This is a genomic window from Actinomadura luzonensis (assembly GCF_022664455.2).
Taxonomy (GTDB): Bacteria; Actinomycetota; Actinomycetes; order Streptosporangiales; family Streptosporangiaceae; genus Nonomuraea; species Nonomuraea luzonensis.
Map to the genome: position 1 here is coordinate 572,104 of NZ_JAKRKC020000001.1, position 17,512 is coordinate 589,615.

Sequence of the window (17,512 nt, forward strand, 5' to 3'; positions counted from 1 at the left end):
CACCCACGCGGCTTCGGCCGGTCAGGCGACGGAGCACTCCCCGCTGACCATGCCGCACGTCTCGGCCCGCTCGCCCTCGCCCGTGGCGGTGAACGTGACCTCGGTCTCGTCACCCGACCCCAGCGACGCGCGCACGTCGAGGATGAGCAGGTCGCCGTCCTGCGTCCAGGTCGCGCCGCGCACGCTCAGCACCCGGCCCTCGACCGGCACCGACACCGTCGGGCCGTCGAGCGTCCGGGCCGAGGTGTTGGCCACCTTGAGGCTGGCCGAGTAGGTGCCGGCCCGCTGCTTGATCGTCTGCTGGACGTTGACCGAGCCGCCGCTCGCGCCGCCCTGCCCGAACGGCCCGGGGCCGCCGGTGCCGGCGGGGGTCGGCTGCGTGGTGACCGAGGTGCCGCCGCCGTCGTCCGACGTGGTCTGCGGGTTCGGCGTGAGCGTGTCGCTCTCCTCCGCGGCCGTCGGCTCCTCGATGACGGAGTCGTCGGACGGCTGCGCGGACGCCTTCACCCTGGTTCTGGTGGGCTTGGGCGTGGGCGTGCTGGTGCGGCGCGGGGCGCGGGCCACGTACGAGGCGGTGGGCGTCGGCCGTCCGGCGGGCGTGGTCCGCTCGTCGTCCGGCGACGGCTCCTCCGACGGCTCGCTCTCCTCCTCGGTCGCCGGGTCGGAGACGGCGGGGCCGGGCTGGTTCGGGCTCTTCTGGACGGCGGCGCACGTCGCGCCCTCGCACTTGGCCGGGTCGCCGGAGCTCATCAGCTTGACCCCCGCCACCGTGCCGCCGAGCACGACGGCCACGGCCGCCACGGACAGCAGCGCCACCCGGCCCTTGCCGCCGCCCGACGACGGCGGGCCGCCCAGGAGGTCGTCCTCCCGGTCCCTGCCCCGGTCCCGGCCGTTCTCCCGATCCTGGCCGTTCTCCCGGGTCCGATCCTCGGCGTCGCGGCCGAGCCTGCGGCGGGCGCGGCGGCCCTTGGGCTCGTCCGGCTCGTCCAGGTCGCCGTCGCCGGACCAGCCGGAGCTGAGGAAGCCGGTCTCAGCCTCCGCCCACGCCGGGGCCTGGACGGCGGTGGGCTCGCCGGCCACCTTGATGTCGCCGGGCATCGGCGGGCCGGCGGAGACGGGGGGCTGGACGTCGAAACGGGCCGTACGGTCGGACGGGCCGTCGAACGGCGACCCGGCATGCCCGTCACCCCCGCCGTCACGGCCCTCGGGCCCGTCGAACGGCCCCGGCTCACCGAAGAACCCCTCACCAGCGGCCCGCCCGAAGGAACCGGTGCCGGAGGGCTGGTCAAAGGGGCCCGTGCCGTCCGGACGGTCGTGAGGGCCCGTTCCGGGCGGGGCGCCGAAAGCGGCGGTGCGCTCGGCGGGCGGGCCGAAGAAGCCGTCGCCCGGCCGTGGCTGGTCGCCTTGTCCCGGCGTGGTCCGGTCGAAGGTGCCCGGCACCTCGAAGTCGCCGGTCATGGGCCCGCCGAAGGGCCCGGGGCCGCCGGGGCCGGGCCGATCGCCCCGGGAGCCGGCGGCGGCCGCATCCCCGGGAGAACCGGAGCCGGCCGGATCACCCGGGAAGCCGAAAGAGCCGGTCGGGTCGCCAGGGAAGCCGGGAGAACCGGCCGGGTCGCCGGGGTAGCCGGTGGTGGCGGTCGGGTCGCCGGAGAAGGCGGGGCCGGGAGGGGCGTCCCAGTCGGAGGGGCGGGCGAAGGCGCCCGTCACCTCGAAGGGACCGGCCTGCTCACCGCCCGGCGCGGGCGGCGGCGGGAAGGGGCTGCCCGGACGGTTCGCGTGCGGGCCGGCCGGGCCGCTCCCCTGCGGACCGGCGGGGCCGTTCAGCTGCGGACCAGCAGGGCCGTTCAGCTGCGGACCGGCGGGGCCGCTCCCCTGCGGACCGAGGGGGCCGTTCGGCTGTGGGCCGGCCGGGCCGTACCCCTGGGGACCTGCTGGGCCGTTCCCCTGGAAGCCCTCGGGGCCGTTCCCTTGGGAGCCTGCGGGGCCGCTTCCCTGGGGGCCCGTGGGACCGGTGCCGGGCGGGAAGGGGCCGGAGGGGGCGGCGCCAGAAGGGAAGGGGGTGGCGGAGTCGGTGCCCGGCGGGAAGGGGGTGGCGGAGTCGGTGGGCACGGCGAAGGCGCCGGTGGTCTCGAACGGCTCGGACTGCGGCCCGCGCGGCGGCTCGCTCTCGCGGCGTGGCATCGGGGCCCACTGCCCCGTGACCTCCGGCCGGTCCGGGAGGAAAGGCCAGCCCGGCGGCTCGGCCTGCTCGTCAGGACCCCAGAATGCGCTGCCGCTCTCCTTGTCTTCCCCGTCGTCGGATCCACCTGTGCCGTGGCGGCCCATGGCTGCCCTTTCTTCCGGTTACAGTGGCCGCCAATCTTCATAACACCTTTGCTACGCCGTTGTCACAGCAATCCCACTAGTCGTACCCCAAACCAGGAAAATATCCCAAAAATCGGGACAGATCATCACCGAAAGTGATCCCAGCCCCCACGTCCCATTTCTCGCCCATACACCAGAACGCCGTCCCCCTCGACCACCCGCCCCACGACCTGCCACGACGCCGGCAGCCGCACCCCGGCGGGAAAGGCCGCCGCAAGGGCGTGATCCTCACCCCCGGTGAGCACCCATTCGAGCGGATCCGTCCCCAATATCCCCGCCGCCGCCGCCACCGGCTCCCCCACCGTGAACGCCGCCGGATCCAGCTCGATCCGCACCCCGCTCGCCCGGGCCACGTGCCCGAGGTCCTGGAGCAGCCCGTCGCTGACGTCCAGCATCGCGCTCGCGCCCAGCTCGGCCGCGCGCGGCCCCTCCAGGTACGGCGGGCAGGGCCGCCGGTGCGCCGCCACGGCCTCCTCCAGCGCACCGCGCGGCTCCACGCCGGCCTCCAGCGCGCCCCGGGTGTCCGCCCCCGCCTCCAGCAGCGCCCAGCCGGCCGCCGCGTGCCCGAGCCGCCCCGCCACCGCCACGACGTGCCCCGGCCGGGCCCCGTCCCGCCGGACGGCCGCCCGCCCGCCCAGGTCACCGAGCGCGGTCACCCCGAGGACCACCAGGTCGCACCGGGTGACGTCGCCTCCGGCCACGCTCGCCCCGACCACCGCGCACTCGTCACGGAAACCGTCCGTCAGCTCGTCCAGCCACTTCACGGGCAGGTCGGCGGGGATGCCGAGGCCGATCACGAGCGCGGTGGGGGTGGCGCCCATGGCGGCCACGTCGGCGAGGTTCTGGGCGGCCGCCTTGCGGCCCACGTCGTACGGGCTGGACCAGTCGCGCCGGAAGTGCCGGCCCTCCAGCAGCAGGTCCGTGGAGACCACGACGCGACCGTCGGGGGCGGCGACCAGCGCGGCGTCATCCCCCGGACCGAGCATTACCGCCGCACCCTGGGGCAGACGACCGGTAATACGATTTACCACGCCGAATTCGCCGAGTTCTCCGACTGTGATGACGCACCTCCTGACGCACACAGGGTACGGTGGCCCTTCGGCGTGATCCAATCGCCCGGGAGGACGTGATGGTGCAGGCCTACATCCTTATTCAGACCGAGGTCGGCAAGGCCGCCGCCGTGGCCGGGGAGATCTCCGGGATCCCTGGTGTGACGCAGGCGGAGGACGTGACGGGTCCGTACGACGTGATCGTCCGTGCGGAGGCCCGCAATGTGGACGAGCTGGGCAAGCTCGTCGTGGCCCAGATTCAGGCGGTGGAGGGGATCACGCGTACGCTGACGTGTCCGATCGTCCACATCTGAATCGTCATCCGAAGGTATGTGTCGCATGCGTGCCGCCGCCGTCCTGCTCGTTCTCCTAGCGCTCGCCGGTTGCGGCGGCACCGTCCGGGTGGAGCCGCCGGCGCCCCAGGGCCCGGCGGTGGCCGCCTGCGGCAAGCTCGCCACGCTGCTGCCCGGCTCGCTCGACGGGGCCGGGCGCGGCGAGTCGGAGCCGGCGTCGCCGTACGTGGCCGTCTGGGGGGACGGCACGATCGCGCTGCGCTGCGGCGTTCCCCGGCCGGCCCGCATGGCGCCGACCGACCAGCTCCAGGAGATCGACGGCGTGGGCTGGTTCGCCGATCCCGACCGACCGGCGCTGTTCACCGCCGTGACCGACCCGGCGTACGTGGAGGTCACGGTCGGCGGCGGTCACACGCCCGGCGACGTGCTCGCCGAGCTGTCCGGACCGGTGGGCCGGATGGCCGCCCAGCGGTGATCACCGCAGGCCGGACGGCCGGTTCAGGGCGAGCTGGATGAGCCGGTCGACCAGCTCGGGGTAGGACACCCCGGTGGCCGCCCAGAGCTGCGGCGCCACCGACAGCGAGGTGAAGCCCGGCATGGTGTTGATCTCGTTGAGGATCAGCCGGCCCTCGGGGGTGTAGAAGAAGTCGACCCGCGCCAGGCCCTCGCAGTCGAGCGCCTCGAACGCCCGCACCGCCATGGCCCGCAGCTCCTCGGCCGTGCCGTCGGGGATGTCGGCGGGCACGGTCAGCGACATCTGGTCGGGGTAGTACTTGGCCTCGAAGTCGAAGAACTCCTGCCCGCCCTCGACCTTGACCTCGCCGGGCAGCGACGCGGCGGCCAGCTCGTCGCCGGGCGACTGCAGCACCGCGCACTCGATCTCGCGGCCCTCGATGGCGGCCTCGACGAGCACCTTGGGGTCGTGCCGCCGGGCGGCCTCCACGGCCTCCTCCAGCTGGGCGCGGTCGTGGGCCTTGGAGATGCCCTGGGAGGAGCCGGCGCGGGCGGGCTTGACGAAGACGGGGTAGCCGAGCTGCTCCTCGGCCTCCTTGAGCACCAGCTCGCGGTTGAGCCGCCAGTCGCGGTCGCGGACGGTGACGTACCTGCCGGTGGGCAGCCCGGCGGCGGCCAGCACGGTCTTCATGTGGGACTTGTCCATGCCGACGGCGCTGGCCAGCACGCCGGAGCCGACGTAGCGCACGCCGGCCATCTCCAGCAGGCCCTGGATGGTGCCGTCCTCGGCGAAGGGCCCGTGCATCACGGGGAACACCACGTCCACGGCGCCGAGCTCGACCGGGATCGCGCCGGGGTCGTAGGCCACCAGGCTGTTGCCGCCGGAGGGCAGCGCGAGCGCCGCCCCGGAGGTGTCGACGACCGGCAGCTCGCCCTCCTCGATGGCGAAGCGCTGGTCGGACGCGGCGAGCACCCACCTGCCGTCCTGGGCGATCCCGATCGGGACCACCTCGTACTTGCTCCTGTCGATCACATCCAGCACGCTCCCCGCGCCCATCAGGGACACGGCGTGCTCGGAATTGCGACCTCCGAAAACGACGGCGACGCGTGGCTTGCTCATGGTGTCCGAATCTACCGGGGTGTCCCCTGCACAGCGAGCCAAGCACGCGGTACGGCGCGCCCGCTCACGCGCCCCGCGCGACCGGTCACACCCCGTAGCGTTCCGGCTTGGGCGAGCGCGACATCAGCAGCATGCCGGCCTCGGCCGGGGACATGCCGTCGTGCACCACGCCGACCACGACCTCGGTGATCGGCATCTCCACGTCGTGCTTCCTGGCGAGGGCGAGCACCGACTCGCAGGACTTGACGCCCTCGGCGGTCTGCTTGGTGGCCGCGACCACCTCGGCCAGCGTCATGCCGCGCCCCAGGTTCTCGCCGAAGGTGCGGTTGCGCGACAGCGGCGAGTTGCAGGTGGCGACCAGGTCGCCCATGCCGGCGAGCCCGGCGAAGGTGTGCGGGTCGGCGCCGAGCGCGACGCCGAGCCGCTGCATCTCGGCCAGGCCGCGGGTGATGAGCATGGCGCTGACGTTGTCGCCCATGCCCATGCCGGCCGAGACGCCGACGGCGAGCGCGATGACGTTCTTGACCGCGCCGCCCAGCTCGACGCCGACGACGTCGGGGTTGGTGTAGGGGCGGAACCACGGCGGCAGGTGGCAGACGGCCTGCAGCTTCTCGGCGACGGACTCGTCGGTGCAGGCCACGACGGTGGCGGCGGGCTGGCGCTGGGCGATCTCCTTGGCCAGGTTGGGCCCGGAGACGACGGCCACCCGCTCCTCCGGCACCCCGGCCACCTCGCGGATCACCTCGCTCATCCGCTTGGCGGTGCCGAGCTCGATGCCCTTCATCAGGTTGACCAGGACCGCGCCGGGCGGGATGTGCTCACGCCAGGCGGTCAGGTTGTGCCGCAGGGTCTGCGACGGCACGCACAGCACCACGAACTCGGCGCCGTGCAGCGCCCGCTCGGGGTCGCTGGTGGCGCGCAGCGAGGACGGGAGCCGCACGCCGGGCAGGTACTCGGGGTTCTCGTGGGTGCGGTTGATGACCTCCGCCTGGTCGGGCCTGCGCCCCCAGAGCGTGACCTCGTTGCCCGCCTCCGCCAGGATCATCGCGAACGTGGTGCCCCACGAGCCGGCGCCGAACACGGCCACTTTCGTCATGCCGTCACCGCCCCGCCGGGTCGTAGGGGGTCTCGGGGGCCTTCTCGCCCCGCAGCTCGGCGAGCTGCGCGGTGATGGCCGCCATGATGTCGGCGGTGGCCTCGTGCAGGACGGAGGCGCGCGGGGGCCGGCCCGCGTACTTGGACAGGTCGACCGGCGGGCCCACCGACACGTGGAAGGTCTTGCGCGGGAACAGGCGGGGCTTCTTCTCCCCGTACGGCAGCAGCTCCTGCGCCCCCCAGTGGGCGACGGGGATGACGGGGGCACCGCTCTCCAGCGCCAGCCGGGCCGCGCCCGTCTTGCCCACCATCGGCCACAGGCCGGGGTCACGGGTGCAGGTGCCCTCAGGGTAGAACAGGATCGCGCAGCCGTCCTGGAGCCGCTGCGAGGAGATCCGCAGCGACTTGGCGGCCTCGCTGCTGCCGCGTTCGACGGGGATGGCCAGCAGCCCGGTCACCGCCCTGCCGAGCAGCGGGACGCGGAACAGGGCGGACTTGGCGAGGATGACCGGCCACCGGCCGTTGTTGAAGAGGAAGTGCGACAGCAGGACGGGGTCCGTCCAGGAAAGGTGGTTGGCCGCGATGATCACGCCGCCGGTGCGGGGGATGCGCTCGCCGTGCCGCCAGTCTCGCTTGACCAGGAGCCGGGACAGCGGTTTCACGATAACGACTGCCAGGGTCTCCCAGAAACGCGACGGTCGCGTGGGGCGGCTCATGGACTCCTCCTCGGGTATGCGCCCCAAGTCTCCCGGTTGCCCGCCGAGGATGTCGAGGCGCGATGCTTAAGGGTATGAGCTTCCGGTGGTCACTGGTCATTCCGGTCAAGACGCTGGTCGCCGCGAAGACCAGGCTGGCCGACGCGACGGGGCCGCACCGCACCAGGTTCGCCGTGGCGGTGGCGAGCGACACGGTGGCGGCGGCGTTGTCCTGCCCCGCCGTGGCGCGGGTGATCGTGGTGACGGCCGATCCGGCCGCTGCGGGGCCGCTCGCGGCGCTCGGGGCCGAGGTGGTGGGCGATCCCGACCGCGGGCTGAACACCGCGCTCCGCACCGGCGCCGCGCACGCCGCCGGGGTGGCGCCGGGCGACGCGGTGGGGGCGCTGCAGGCCGACCTGCCCGCGCTGCGGCCGGCCGAGCTGGCGACGGCGCTGGACGCGGCGGCCGAGTTCGACCAGGCGTTCGTGCCGGACGCGCTCGACGTCGGCACCACGTTCTACGGGGTGCGGCCGGGCCTGGCGTTCACGCCGCGCTTCGGCGGGGAGTCGCGGGTCAAGCACCTGGCGGGCGGGGCGAAGGAGCTGTGCGTGCCGGGCATCGACTCGGTGCGGCGTGACGTGGACACCCCCGACGACCTGCGTGCGGCCATCGCGCTGGGGCTGGGCCGGCACACGGCGGCGGTGGTGGCCGAGCTGTGGCCGGGGTTCAGGCCGCCCGCCTGATCGCCGGGGCGGTGACGACGGCCAGGTGCGACAGACCGGTCAGCAGCACGGCCGCGGCGCCCGCGGCGACGGCCGACATCAGCAGCCCGTACGTGGCCGAGCCCACGTCCAGCTCGTCGATCAGGTAGAGCGGCAGCCCGACGGCGGCGACGCCGTTGGCGGTCATCATGAGCGCGCCGACGACCGCGATCCTGCGCAGCACCGGCTCCTCCCGCACGAACCGCACGCCCTCGGCGATCTCCTTGCGCAGCGCCCGCTCGCCGCCGGCCGCCGGCGCCCGGCCCGGCCAGCACCGAGACGTTCCTGGTGACCTCCAGCACGCCGTTGCCGCGTTCGAGCCGGTCCCGCGGCACGACGGCGGGCAGCAGGCTCATGTGGGCGACGTCGAAGAAGACGGCGCCGACGCCCAGCACGAGCGCGACGGCGTAGAGCTGGGGCAGCGACACCACGCCGAGCCAGGCCGCCACGGGCACCGACAGCAGGGCGAGGCCGCGCGCCAGGTCCGACCGGATGAGGACGGGAAGGCGGCGCGCCCGGTCCACCCACACGCCGGCCGGCAGCCCGATCAGCAGGAACGCGACCGTCTGGAGCGCCGCCAGCACGCCGAGCTGGAACGCGCTGGCGTGCAGCGTGAGCAGCGCGGTCAGCGGGAGCGCGACGACGGTGACCTGGGTGCCGAGCTGGGTGACCCCGTTGGCCCACGCGAACCGCCAGAAATCGCCCCCCATGATCGATCATCCTGGCCTGCTCGCCCCGGCCCGGGCAAACCGATTACGCTGGTCGGCGTGCAGGGCACGGTACGCAGCTTCGACGAGACCACCAGGTCGGGCACGGTCTTCCTGGACGACGGGACCGTCCTGGAGTTCGACGCGCCCGCCTTCGACGCGGGCCCGCTGCGGCTGCTGCGCACCGGCCAGCGGGTCAACCTGGCGGTGACCGGCGGGCGCGTCACCTACGTGACGCTGTCCACGTTCCCGCTGCCTTAGAAAGCCCGCCCTGGAAAAAGCGCCGCCCTGGAAAAACGCTACGCCCGGGCCACGTGCGACGGCCCGGGCGCGACGATCAGCGCGCGGCTACTTCTTCTTGCCGCTCTTCTTGCCGCCCTCGTTCACCAGGTCCTTGAACTCCGAACCGGGGCGGAACTTGGGAGCCCAGCTCTCCGCGACATTGATCTCCGCGCCCGTCGACGGGTTCCTGGCCGTGCGGGCCGGCTTGTTCACCATCTCGAACGCGCCGAAGCCGGTGATCGAGACCTTGTCGCCGCTCGCCACGGCCTTCTGGATGGTGTCGATGACCGCGTTCACGGCCTCGGTGGCCGTCCTCTTGTCGCCCACCCGGTCCGTGATGGCCTCGACGAGCTCTCGCTTGTTCATGAAAGTCCTGCTCCCCCAGTCATGGTCAGGGTTCCAGCACACGAGTTCGACGTAGAAACCCCTTACGGGCTCGAAAGTAGGCGGGATCGCGGGGGAACTCAATCACCGACGGTGTTTTCGCCATCGCGTGGCGTGTCGAGCGTGGAGAGAAACGCCTCCAGCCGGGCCGCCGCCCGGCCGGGATCGCGCTTGGCGAGGTCGCAGATGGCGAGGTAGCGGCGGGCCCCCCGCTCCCGCTCGGCGGCGGGCAGCAGGCGGACGCGGCGGTGCGCCTCGCGCAACCGCCGCGCCAGTTCGTCGTCCTCTAGACGGTCGTCGGCAGCCATGGCTGCCGACCATTCTCGTACGTGGTGATGTCCTCGGCGTGACGCAGGGTCAGCCCGATGTCGTCCAGGCCCTCCATGAGCCGCCAGCGGGTGTAGTCGTCGATCTCGAACGGCACGCTCTCGCCCGCCCAGCGGACCTGGCGTTCGGCCAGGTCGACGGTCACCTCCAGCTTGGGGTCGGCCTCGACGGCCGACTGCAGCGCCTCGACCTTGTCGCCCGGCAGGACGACCGGCAGCAGGCCCATCTTGGTGGAGTTGTTGCGGAAGATGTCGCCGAAGCGGGCGGCGATCACGACGCGGAACCCGTACTGCTGCAGGGCCCACACCGCGTGCTCGCGGGAGGAGCCGGTGCCGAAGTCGGGGCCGGAGACGAGGATCGAGCCGCCCTCGTAGGACGGGTCGTTCAGGACGAACGTCGGGTCCTCGCGCCAGGCGGCGAACAGGCCCTTCTCGAAGCCGGTGCGGCTGACCTGCTTGAGCCAGACGGCCGGGATGATCTGGTCGGTGTCGACGTTGCTGCGGCGCAGCGGCACCGCCGTACCGGTGTGGGTGGTGAACGCTTCCATGTCGGCTCCTTACAGGTCGGCGGGGGCGGTCAGGCGGCCGGTGACCGCGGTCGCGGCGGCGACCTGCGGCGACACCAGATGGGTGCGGCCACCCTTGCCCTGGCGGCCCTCGAAGTTGCGGTTGGAGGTCGAGGCGCTGCGCTCGCCGGGCTGCAGCGTGTCGGGGTTCATGCCGAGGCACATGGAGCAGCCGGCCTCGCGCCACTCGGCGCCCGCGGCCTTGAACACCTCGTGCAGCCCCTCCTGCTCGGCCTGCAGCTTGACCAGCATCGAGCCGGGCACGATCAGCGTGCGGGTCCTGACCTGGCGGCCCTTCAGGATCTCGGCGGCCGAGCGCAGGTCCTCGATGCGGCCGTTGGTGCAGGAGCCGACGAAGACGGTGTCGACCTCGATCTCGCGCAGCGGCGTGCCGGCGGCCAGGCCCATGTACTCCAGCGCCCGCTCGGCGGCGGCCCGCTCGACCGGGTCGGCGAAGGACTCGGGCGCGGGGACGGTCTCGCCCAGCGGCAGGCCCTGGCCCGGGTTGGTGCCCCACGTGACGTACGGGGTGAGCGTCGTGGCGTCGATCTCCACGACCTTGTCGAACACGGCGTCGTCGTCGGTGCGCAGCGACTTCCAGTACTCCACGGCCTGGTCCCAGGCCGCGCCCTCGGGCGCGTGCGGGCGGCCCTTGAGGTAGGCGAACGTGGTCTCGTCGGGGGCGATCATGCCCGCCCGCGCCCCGGCCTCGATCGACATGTTGCAGACGGTCATGCGGCCCTCCATGGAGAGCTTGCGCACGGCCTCGCCGCGGTACTCGATGATGTGGCCCTGGCCGCCGCCGGTGCCGATCTTGGCGATGATGGCCAGGATCAGGTCCTTCGCGGTGACGCCGACCGGCAGCTCGCCGCTGACCTCGATGGCCATGGTCTTCGGCCGGTAGGCGGGCAGCGTCTGGGTGGCGAGCACATGCTCGACCTCGGAGGTGCCGATGCCGAAGGCGATGCCGCCGAACGCGCCGTGCGTCGAGGTGTGCGAGTCGCCGCAGACGATCGTCATGCCCGGCTGGGTGAGGCCGAACTGCGGGCCGATGATGTGCACCACGCCCTGCCCGGCGTCGCCCATCGGGTGCAGCCGGATGCCGAACTCGGCGGCGTTCTTGCGCAGCGTCTCGACCTGCGTCTTGGACACGGGGTCGGCGATCGGGCCGAGCACGGTCGGCACGTTGTGGTCCTCGGTGGCGATCGTGAGGTCGGGACGGCGGACCTTGCGGCCGGCGAGGCGGAGCCCGTCGAACGCCTGCGGGCTGGTGACCTCGTGGATGAGGTGCAGGTCGATATAGAGCAGGTCAGGTTCGCCCTCGGCACGCCGGACGACGTGTTGCTCCCAGACCTTCTCGGCCAGTGTGCGGCCCATGATCTCCTCCTGTGTCGTCGCGATGCTCCGTCGCATCGCCCCTCGAGGCCCGCCCCCGCTCGCCGCCCCGGGCTCCGGCGCTTCTTCGCGGGAGTTTGCCACCGACTTGCTTTCTCATATGTCGAGACTGCAGTATCGGTACATGGACAACTCTAGCGGAGTCGGAGTACTCGACAAGGCCGTTCTTGTACTCAATGCCCTCGAAGCGGGGCCCGCTTCCCTGGCGCAGCTCGTCCAGGCCACCGGCCTGGCCCGCCCCACGGCCCACCGCCTGGCCGTCGCCCTGGAGCACCACAGGATCGTCAGCCGGGACACGCAGGGCCGGTTCGTGCTGGGCCCGCGGCTGTCGGAGTTGTCCACGGCGGCCGGCGAGGACCGGCTGCTGGCGGTGGCCTCCCCCGTGCTGATGCAGCTCAGGGACCTGACCGGGGAGAGCGCGCAACTTTACCGCCGCCAGGGCGACGAACGGGTGTGCGTGGCGGCGGCCGAGCGGGCCAGCGGCCTGCGCGACACCGTCCCGGTCGGCTCGGCGCTGCCCATGACGGCCGGTTCGGCGGCGCAGATCCTGCTGGCGTGGGAGGAGCCCGACCGGCTGCACCGCGGCCTGCGCGGCGCCAAGTTCACCGCCGCCACCCTGGCCTCGGTGCGGCGGCGCGGCTGGGCCCACAGCGTGGGCGAGCGCGAGCAGGGCGTGGCCAGCGTCTCGGCCCCCATAAGGGGCAGCGGCGGGAAGGTGATCGCGGCCGTGTCGGTCTCCGGGCCCATCGAGCGGCTGACCCGGGCCCCCGGCCGGCTGCACGCGGTGCCGGTCATGGCAGCTGCCGAGCGGATCACCGAGGCGATGCGCCGCACGTCATGATCAGCAAAAGGATGTATTTCGGGAGCCGTCAGCGTCGTCGGCGCACTAGCCTGAGTGCGTGACAGATCGCATCGAGGTAGCCGCCACTGAGCTGCGACCCCTGCTCGAAGAGTTCATCATGTGGGCGCGCGTCAACGCGCCCGACAGCGACCCCGAGCTCGTGGGGCCCGCCGCCCTGTGGCACCGTCTCGCCTTCTCGCAGGACCTCGGCACGTGGAAGCGCGCCGACCTGCGCAACCTGCTGCTCGACCGCATGCCGAAGGTCGTGGAGGACCCCGACGCCGCCGCCGACGGCATGCTCCCGGCCGTGGACGCGTACCTCACGTTCCTCTCGCAGACCGGCAGGCTGACCAAGCGCTCCGACGCCCTCGCCGATCTGCAGGCCGAGCTCGACGACGTCGAGGACGAGTTCGTCGACCTCATGGAGGAACTCATCGAGGACGGCGACGGCGCGGACGGCGACGAGGAGGAGGCCGGCGACCTCGGTGACTTCGAGCCGTTCGCCGACGAGCTGGCCGAGCTCGACACCATCAGGCTGCGGCCCGACTCCGAGCTGGCCGCCGCCGCCCGGCAGGCCCCGCTCATCGCCAAGGCCCGCGACCTCGCCCTCTGGGTGGGCTCGGGCCGCCGCGTGGGCGAGGACACCCTGCTGTCCGACGCCGAGGTGGAGGAGGCGCTGGCCGCCGTCGGGCTGCCCAGGCCCGACACCGACGGCCCGATCGCCGAGGCCGTGCCGCAGCTGTGGAACATCTGGAACCTGGCCGTGGACCTGGAGTTCCTGGAGCCGGGCGAAGGCAACACGGTCGCGGTGCAGGACGACACCGCGGAGTGGCCGTTCGACGACGACGAGGACGTCCTCGACGCGTGGATGCTCGGCCTCCACTCCGTCGACTACGGCGACCCCGAGCTGCCCGACGACGACCTCACCATGGCGCTGGCCGGCCTGACCCGCGGCGTGCTGGTGCGGCTGCTGCTGGCCGGCGGCTCCCGCGACCTCGACGAGCTGGCGGCCGAGCTGTCCGAGGCCGCCGCCGAGCTGGACGAGGAGCTGGGCGCCGACGCCTGGGAGGCGGCCGGCGACCCGCTCGCGCCCGCCGTCGACTGGCTGACCGGCTACGGCATGGTCGAGGTCGAGGGCCGCACGCTCAGGCTCACGCCGCTCGGCACCGAGGGCGTGGTCCACCTGGTGGACGACGCCGACATCGAGGTGGACGCGCGCCCGGCGATCGAGTCGATGAGCGCCCACGAGCTGCTCGCGCTCAGCGCCGAGCTGCCCGAGGACGAGGCAGACGCCGAGTTCGCCGCCTGGATGCGGCTGCGCGAGCCGGCCAAGGCCGCCGAGGAGCTGCTGGAGGCGGCGGCCGAGGACGAGAGCGACGCGCTCATCCGGGTGCAGGCGGCCAGCGTCGTGGGCACGCTGGGCGAGGCGGCGATCCCGGCCTGGCAGGCGGCGCTCAAGCAGCCGTCGCTGCGGCCGTACGCGGCCACGCACCTCAGCCAGCTGGAGGTGGAGGGCGCGCCCGAGCCCACCCAGGACGACACGCACTGGCTGATCCTCGACATGTGGACGATCTCGGCCGGGCTCGGCCGCTCGGAGTTCGTCAGCAGCCTCCAGGACATCGGCCCCGACATGGTCAACGAGCTGCTGGAGGTGATCTGGAAGATCCCTCACGCGCACGTGGAGGAGCTGCTGGACCTCATCTCCCAGGTGCACCCCGACAAGCAGGTCGCCAAGACCGCCCGGCGGGCGCTGTTCAAGGCCCGCTCGGTCTGACGTCGCGGAGCCCTCGCCGTTCGCGGCGGGGGCTCGTGCGGGGACGCCGGGGACGCCGGGGACGCGAAAACGCCCCGGGCCGTGGGGCGCCGGAGCGTGAGAGGTGCAGCAGACGTAGTCCCGACCGGATTCGAACCGGCGCTACCGCCTTGAGAGGGCGGCGTCCTGGGCCACTAGACGACGGGACCTTCGCGAGCTTGTGACAGTGGTAGTCCCGACCGGATTCGAACCGGCGCTACCGCCTTGAGAGGGCGGCGTCCTGGGCCACTAGACGACGGGACCCTGTCCACAAGCTTTTCGCCGGGCCTCCCCGGCGACGCAGGTAACTCTACCGCACCCGCAGACCACCACCAAACCGCTTATCAGCGCAGCAGGCCGCGCCGGTGGCCCTCGCTCACGGCGGCCGCCCGGTCGCGGACGTCGAGCTTGGCGTACACGTGCAGCAGGTGCGTCTTGACGCTGGCCTCGCTGATGAACAGCGCGGCCGCCGCCTCCTTGTTGGTCGCCCCGCCCGCCACCAGCCGCAGCACCTCCAGCTCGCGCCTGCTCAGCACGCCTCTGGACGGCCTCCGCACCTGCTCGGCCAGCCGGCCGGCGACGGCGGGCGCGAGCACCGTCTCGCCCCTGTGCACGGCGAGCACGGCGGCGGCCAGCTCGCCGGGCGGGGCGTCCTTCAGCAGGTAGCCGTGCGCGCCCGCCTCCAGCGCGGGCAGGACGTCGGTGTCGAACGTGGTCAGCACCAGCACCCGGGGGCCGGTGCCGGCGATGCGCCTGATGGCGGCGACGCCGTCCAGGCCGGGCATGCGCAGGTCCATCAGGACGACGTCCGGGCGCAGCTCGGCGGCCAGCCGCACGGCCTGCTCCCCATCGCCGGCCTCCCCCACGAGCTCCACCCCGGAGCCGGGGCAGAGGGCGGCGCGCAGCCCGTCGCGCACGATCGGATGGTCGTCGGCGACCAGCACCCGCACCGTCATCGCTCCTCCTTGCCGAGGGTCATGCTCTCATCGGCGGGCGCGGGCGGCAGGGCCGGGACGGCGGCGGCGAGAGCCGTGCCCGCGCCGGGCGCGGACTCGATCTCCAGCGTGCCGCCGGCGGCCCGGACCCGCTGCCGCATGCCGTCGAGCCCGAAGCCGTCAGCGGGCGCCTGCGGGTCGAAACCCCCTCCGTCGTCTCGTATGTCGAGAAGCACGAGTTCGTCCGTGTACGACAGGGTCAGGGCCGCCCGGGCCGCTCCGGCGTGCTTGGCGACGTTCGCCAGGCCCTCCTGCGCGACGCGGAACAGCGCGGCCTCCACGTCGGCGGACAACGCGGCGGGCCGCCCGGTGACCTCGAAGGCGAGCGGCACCCCCGAGGCCCGCGACCACGACTCCGCCATGTGGCCCAGGGCCTCCGGCAGGCTCGACCGCTCCAGCGGGCCCGGTCGCAGCGCCCGTACCGACCTGCGGGCCTCGGCCAGGCCGCGGCGGGCCAGCTCGGCGGCCTGGCCGAGGTGGCGGCGGGCGGCGTCGCCCGTGGTGGTGCGGGCGGCGGCGTCGAGCTGGCGGATCAGCGCCACGAGGTCCTGCGCGAGGGTGTCGTGCAGCTCCCCCGCGACGCGGTGCCGCTCGTCGCGGACGCCGGCGTGCCTGGCCTGGCCGAGGAGCCTGGCGTGCAGGGCGGCGTTCTCGTCCATGGCGGCGCGGAGATGGTCGACCAGGCGGCGGCGTTTGTCGTGCTCGGCGGCGACGTACCAGCCGGCGACGGCCAGCGGCAGGGCGACGCCCGCGAGCACGGTGAGCAGCGCGCCGCGCTGCCCCGGCCCGGCCTGGGCGGCCACCACCGCGACGGCGGTGACCGTCACCCCGGCCATGACCAGCCGGGACGGCAGCAGCGCGAGCGCGAGCGGGTAGCCGATCGCGGCGAACACGGCGAAGGCGGCGTGCGCGGCCGTCAGCCAGCCGGCGAGGGCGACCAGGACGAGGTAGTGGCCGACGACGAGCGCGCGGCGGCGGTCGCGGCGCGGGTACAGCCAGGCGACCGGCGCGACCCAGACGGCGGCGGCCATGGCGGGCACCGGCCCACTCGACGGCGGCGGGCACAAGCCGATCGGCCGCGCCGCCGGTGTCCCCGGCGGTGCCGGTGAGGGCGGCGGCGGTGGCGGAGATCGCGAGGAGCGCGTACGCGAGCCCCAGGAACGCCCACCGTTCGCGCCCGTCGAGCCAGCTCATGCCCACCAGCCTGGCACGGGGTCAGCCGATCGGTGGATGCCCGGCCTCCACCGATCGCGGAGCCGGACGGGCGACGCGCCGCCGGGCCGTCCCGCGCGAGCATCGACGGCATGAACAATCTGACGCGAAGGACGGCGTTCCACCTGGCCGCGGTCGCGGGCGCGCTCGGCGGCGCCGGCGCGGCGGGCGCCGCGAAGGGGCGCGAGGAGGTGACGACGTTCGTGTTCGTCACCGGCGCGAACGGCGTGGCCGCCGACGCCGAGCTGACCCTGCGCGGCCACCGCTCCCTCGGCGTGAGCCTGCCCGGCCACGACCCCGGCGAGCAGTTCGACATCTCCTACCAGGCTCCGCAGGACCTCGCGGCGCTGGCGGCGCGGAAGTCGCCGATGGCGGGCGTGACGCTGGACGACTACGTGGCGGCGACGGTGGAGGCCGTGCGCCGGGCCGCCCGCCACGGCCGGGTGGTGCTGGTGGGCGGCAGCCTGGGCGGCTCCACCGTCACGAGGACGGCCGACGCCGTGCCCGACCTGATCGACCTGCTGGTCTACGACGCGGCCTACTGCTGCACCGCGCTCCGCTCCCCGGCGGAGTACCTGGAGACGCCGGAGAGCGAGGCGAGCCTCGCCGGCAGCGTGCTCGGCGCGATCGTCGGCGACCCGCGCGAGCTGGGCGCGATCCGGGTGAACTGGCGGACGAACGACCGGGACTTCCTGGCGGCCGCCAAAGCGGCGTTCATGGCCGGCGGCACCGACGGCGAGCTGCTGGCCATGCTGAACACGCTGCTGCCCGACGAGAGCCTTCAGGTGTCGAGCGCGGACGCCCGGGGCCGCCCGGACGCCTGGGGCCGGGTGCCGCGCGTCTACATCAGGCACGCCCGCGACCGGGTGATCCCCCTGGCCCTGCAGGACCGCATGATCAGGGAGGCGGACGCGGCCACGCCGGGCAACCGCTTCAAGGTCTTCACGGTGGACACCTCGCACGCCCCCACCCCGGAGGACTACCGGCAGATCACCGACATCCTCGACCGGCTGGCGAAATGAAAAAGCGGACGTCTCCACGTGGAGGACATCCGCTCACCTGCTGGGGTACCAGGACTCGAACCTAGACTAACTGAACCAGAATCAGTCGTGCTGCCAATTACACCATACCCCACCGCTGCCGCGAGCTCCGTGGAGCGCGCTTGGCGACGTCCGAAAGAAT

At 73.5% G+C, this 17,512-nt stretch carries 19 protein-coding genes, 3 tRNA genes and 1 pseudogene; 7 read left to right on the plus strand and 16 right to left on the minus strand.

Annotation, left to right across the window (positions count from 1 at the left end; all coding sequences use genetic code 11):
* Positions 1-21: 21 nt before the first annotated feature.
* Together MF672_RS51205 and MF672_RS02720 are read right to left on the minus strand one after the other, a co-directional pair.
* A complete protein-coding gene (locus tag MF672_RS51205) occupies positions 22-2,181 on the minus strand; it encodes a hypothetical protein (RefSeq protein ID WP_302893145.1) in 2,160 nt (719 codons plus the stop codon).
* Between the two features lie 269 nt (positions 2,182-2,450).
* Positions 2,451-3,446, minus strand: coding sequence for a thiamine-phosphate kinase (locus tag MF672_RS02720; protein ID WP_302893146.1), 996 nt, complete (start codon positions 3,444-3,446; stop codon positions 2,451-2,453).
* Between the two features lie 47 nt (positions 3,447-3,493).
* On the opposite strand from MF672_RS02720, the gene MF672_RS02725 reads away from it, so the two are divergent.
* Together MF672_RS02725 and MF672_RS02730 are read left to right on the plus strand one after the other, a co-directional pair.
* On the plus strand, positions 3,494-3,727 hold the full coding sequence (locus MF672_RS02725) for an Lrp/AsnC family transcriptional regulator (protein WP_242379215.1): 234 nt from the start codon (positions 3,494-3,496) through the stop codon (positions 3,725-3,727).
* Positions 3,728-3,752: 25 nt separating this feature from the next.
* Positions 3,753-4,181: a DUF3515 domain-containing protein gene (locus MF672_RS02730; protein ID WP_242379212.1), complete on the plus strand. Its 429-nt coding sequence runs from the start codon at positions 3,753-3,755 to the stop codon at positions 4,179-4,181.
* Here the strand turns inward: MF672_RS02730 and MF672_RS02735 are convergent, their stop codons facing one another.
* The 3 genes from MF672_RS02735 to MF672_RS02745 form a co-directional block, all read right to left on the minus strand.
* Positions 4,182-5,279: a D-alanine--D-alanine ligase family protein gene (locus MF672_RS02735; RefSeq protein WP_242379208.1), complete on the minus strand. Its 1,098-nt coding sequence runs from the start codon at positions 5,277-5,279 to the stop codon at positions 4,182-4,184.
* Positions 5,280-5,364: 85 nt separating this feature from the next.
* The gene (locus MF672_RS02740; RefSeq protein WP_242379206.1) at positions 5,365-6,375 is read right to left on the minus strand and encodes an NAD(P)H-dependent glycerol-3-phosphate dehydrogenase; all 1,011 of its coding nucleotides are present in this window, start codon (positions 6,373-6,375) and stop codon (positions 5,365-5,367) included.
* 4 nt (positions 6,376-6,379) lie between these two features.
* Entirely contained in the window at positions 6,380-7,036 is a 657-nt protein-coding gene (locus MF672_RS02745) for a lysophospholipid acyltransferase family protein (RefSeq protein WP_242379203.1), read from the minus strand.
* A 128-nt stretch (positions 7,037-7,164) separates the two neighbouring features.
* Here MF672_RS02745 and cofC point away from each other — a divergent pair, with 128 nt between their 5' ends.
* On the plus strand, positions 7,165-7,812 hold the full coding sequence (gene cofC, locus MF672_RS02750; RefSeq protein WP_242379201.1) for a 2-phospho-L-lactate guanylyltransferase: 648 nt from the start codon (positions 7,165-7,167) through the stop codon (positions 7,810-7,812).
* On the opposite strand, the gene MF672_RS02755 is transcribed toward cofC, so the two are convergent.
* A complete protein-coding gene (locus MF672_RS02755; protein WP_242379199.1) occupies positions 7,796-8,038 on the minus strand; it encodes a hypothetical protein in 243 nt (80 codons plus the stop codon). The genes cofC and MF672_RS02755 overlap by 17 nt on opposite strands.
* Before the next feature lie 52 nt (positions 8,039-8,090).
* A pseudogene (locus tag MF672_RS52010) lies at positions 8,091-8,540 on the minus strand (MFS transporter); the annotation flags it as partial.
* Between the two features lie 57 nt (positions 8,541-8,597).
* On the opposite strand from MF672_RS52010, the gene MF672_RS02760 reads away from it, so the two are divergent.
* Positions 8,598-8,798, plus strand: a complete 201-nt coding sequence (locus MF672_RS02760) for a hypothetical protein (RefSeq protein WP_242379197.1) — start codon at positions 8,598-8,600, stop codon at positions 8,796-8,798.
* An 87-nt stretch (positions 8,799-8,885) separates the two neighbouring features.
* Here MF672_RS02760 and MF672_RS02765 read toward each other — a convergent pair whose 3' ends face one another.
* The 4 genes from MF672_RS02765 to leuC all read right to left on the minus strand — a co-directional run bounded on the left by MF672_RS02765 (position 8,886) and on the right by leuC (position 11,472).
* The gene (locus MF672_RS02765; protein WP_242379195.1) at positions 8,886-9,185 is read right to left on the minus strand and encodes an HU family DNA-binding protein; all 300 of its coding nucleotides are present in this window, start codon (positions 9,183-9,185) and stop codon (positions 8,886-8,888) included.
* Positions 9,186-9,283: 98 nt separating this feature from the next.
* On the minus strand, positions 9,284-9,511 hold the full coding sequence (locus MF672_RS02770; RefSeq protein ID WP_242379193.1) for an SCO5555 family protein: 228 nt from the start codon (positions 9,509-9,511) through the stop codon (positions 9,284-9,286).
* The gene (gene leuD / locus MF672_RS02775; protein ID WP_242379190.1) at positions 9,490-10,077 is read right to left on the minus strand and encodes a 3-isopropylmalate dehydratase small subunit; all 588 of its coding nucleotides are present in this window, start codon (positions 10,075-10,077) and stop codon (positions 9,490-9,492) included. The genes MF672_RS02770 and leuD overlap by 22 nt, the downstream gene beginning before the upstream one ends.
* 9 nt (positions 10,078-10,086) lie before the next feature.
* Complete coding sequence (gene leuC / locus MF672_RS02780) at positions 10,087-11,472, minus strand: 3-isopropylmalate dehydratase large subunit (RefSeq protein WP_242379188.1); 1,386 nt, start codon at positions 11,470-11,472, stop codon at positions 10,087-10,089.
* 142 nt (positions 11,473-11,614) lie between these two features.
* On the opposite strand from leuC, the gene MF672_RS02785 reads away from it, so the two are divergent.
* On the plus strand, positions 11,615-12,331 hold the full coding sequence (locus MF672_RS02785; RefSeq protein ID WP_020543978.1) for an IclR family transcriptional regulator: 717 nt from the start codon (positions 11,615-11,617) through the stop codon (positions 12,329-12,331).
* Between the two features lie 58 nt (positions 12,332-12,389).
* On the plus strand, positions 12,390-14,105 hold the full coding sequence (locus MF672_RS02790; RefSeq protein WP_242379185.1) for a hypothetical protein: 1,716 nt from the start codon (positions 12,390-12,392) through the stop codon (positions 14,103-14,105).
* Between the two features lie 115 nt (positions 14,106-14,220).
* Here MF672_RS02790 and MF672_RS02795 read toward each other — a convergent pair.
* The 4 genes from MF672_RS02795 to MF672_RS02810 all read right to left on the minus strand — a co-directional run bounded on the left by MF672_RS02795 (position 14,221) and on the right by MF672_RS02810 (position 16,149).
* A tRNA-Glu gene (locus MF672_RS02795) sits at positions 14,221-14,293 on the minus strand.
* An 18-nt stretch (positions 14,294-14,311) separates the two neighbouring features.
* Positions 14,312-14,387 (minus strand) — tRNA-Glu (locus MF672_RS02800).
* An 80-nt stretch (positions 14,388-14,467) separates the two neighbouring features.
* On the minus strand, positions 14,468-15,079 hold the full coding sequence (locus MF672_RS02805) for a response regulator (RefSeq protein ID WP_242379183.1): 612 nt from the start codon (positions 15,077-15,079) through the stop codon (positions 14,468-14,470).
* Positions 15,076-16,149: a sensor histidine kinase gene (locus tag MF672_RS02810; protein ID WP_242379248.1), complete on the minus strand. Its 1,074-nt coding sequence runs from the start codon at positions 16,147-16,149 to the stop codon at positions 15,076-15,078. Before MF672_RS02810 ends, MF672_RS02805 begins: the two co-directional genes overlap by 4 nt.
* A gap of 273 nt (positions 16,150-16,422) precedes the next feature.
* Here MF672_RS02810 and MF672_RS02815 point away from each other — a divergent pair, with 273 nt between their 5' ends.
* A complete protein-coding gene (locus tag MF672_RS02815; RefSeq protein WP_242379181.1) occupies positions 16,423-17,352 on the plus strand; it encodes an alpha/beta fold hydrolase in 930 nt (309 codons plus the stop codon).
* A gap of 40 nt (positions 17,353-17,392) precedes the next feature.
* On the opposite strand, the gene MF672_RS02820 is transcribed toward MF672_RS02815, so the two are convergent.
* Positions 17,393-17,464, minus strand: a tRNA-Gln gene (locus tag MF672_RS02820).
* Positions 17,465-17,512 lie beyond the last annotated feature (48 nt).

What these genes read in the sequence shown, in the direction of transcription:
- MF672_RS51205 (WP_302893145.1), bottom strand. Translation starts at nt 2,181, where the DNA reads ATGCCACGCCGCGAGAGCGAGCCGCCGCGCGGGCCGCAGTCCGAGCCG.
- MF672_RS02725 (WP_242379215.1), top strand. Translation starts at nt 3,494, where the DNA reads ATGGTGCAGGCCTACATCCTTATTCAGACCGAGGTCGGCAAGGCCGCC.
- MF672_RS02730 (WP_242379212.1), top strand. Translation starts at nt 3,753, where the DNA reads ATGCGTGCCGCCGCCGTCCTGCTCGTTCTCCTAGCGCTCGCCGGTTGC.
- MF672_RS02735 (WP_242379208.1), bottom strand. Translation starts at nt 5,279, where the DNA reads ATGAGCAAGCCACGCGTCGCCGTCGTTTTCGGAGGTCGCAATTCCGAG.
- MF672_RS02740 (WP_242379206.1), bottom strand. Translation starts at nt 6,375, where the DNA reads ATGACGAAAGTGGCCGTGTTCGGCGCCGGCTCGTGGGGCACCACGTTC.
- cofC (WP_242379201.1), top strand. Translation starts at nt 7,165, where the DNA reads ATGAGCTTCCGGTGGTCACTGGTCATTCCGGTCAAGACGCTGGTCGCC.
- MF672_RS02765 (WP_242379195.1), bottom strand. Translation starts at nt 9,185, where the DNA reads ATGAACAAGCGAGAGCTCGTCGAGGCCATCACGGACCGGGTGGGCGAC.
- MF672_RS02770 (WP_242379193.1), bottom strand. Translation starts at nt 9,511, where the DNA reads ATGGCTGCCGACGACCGTCTAGAGGACGACGAACTGGCGCGGCGGTTG.
- leuD (WP_242379190.1), bottom strand. Translation starts at nt 10,077, where the DNA reads ATGGAAGCGTTCACCACCCACACCGGTACGGCGGTGCCGCTGCGCCGC.
- leuC (WP_242379188.1), bottom strand. Translation starts at nt 11,472, where the DNA reads ATGGGCCGCACACTGGCCGAGAAGGTCTGGGAGCAACACGTCGTCCGG.
- MF672_RS02785 (WP_020543978.1), top strand. Translation starts at nt 11,615, where the DNA reads ATGGACAACTCTAGCGGAGTCGGAGTACTCGACAAGGCCGTTCTTGTA.
- MF672_RS02805 (WP_242379183.1), bottom strand. Translation starts at nt 15,079, where the DNA reads ATGACGGTGCGGGTGCTGGTCGCCGACGACCATCCGATCGTGCGCGAC.
- MF672_RS02810 (WP_242379248.1), bottom strand. Translation starts at nt 16,149, where the DNA reads ATGGCCGCCGCCGTCTGGGTCGCGCCGGTCGCCTGGCTGTACCCGCGC.
- MF672_RS02815 (WP_242379181.1), top strand. Translation starts at nt 16,423, where the DNA reads ATGAACAATCTGACGCGAAGGACGGCGTTCCACCTGGCCGCGGTCGCG.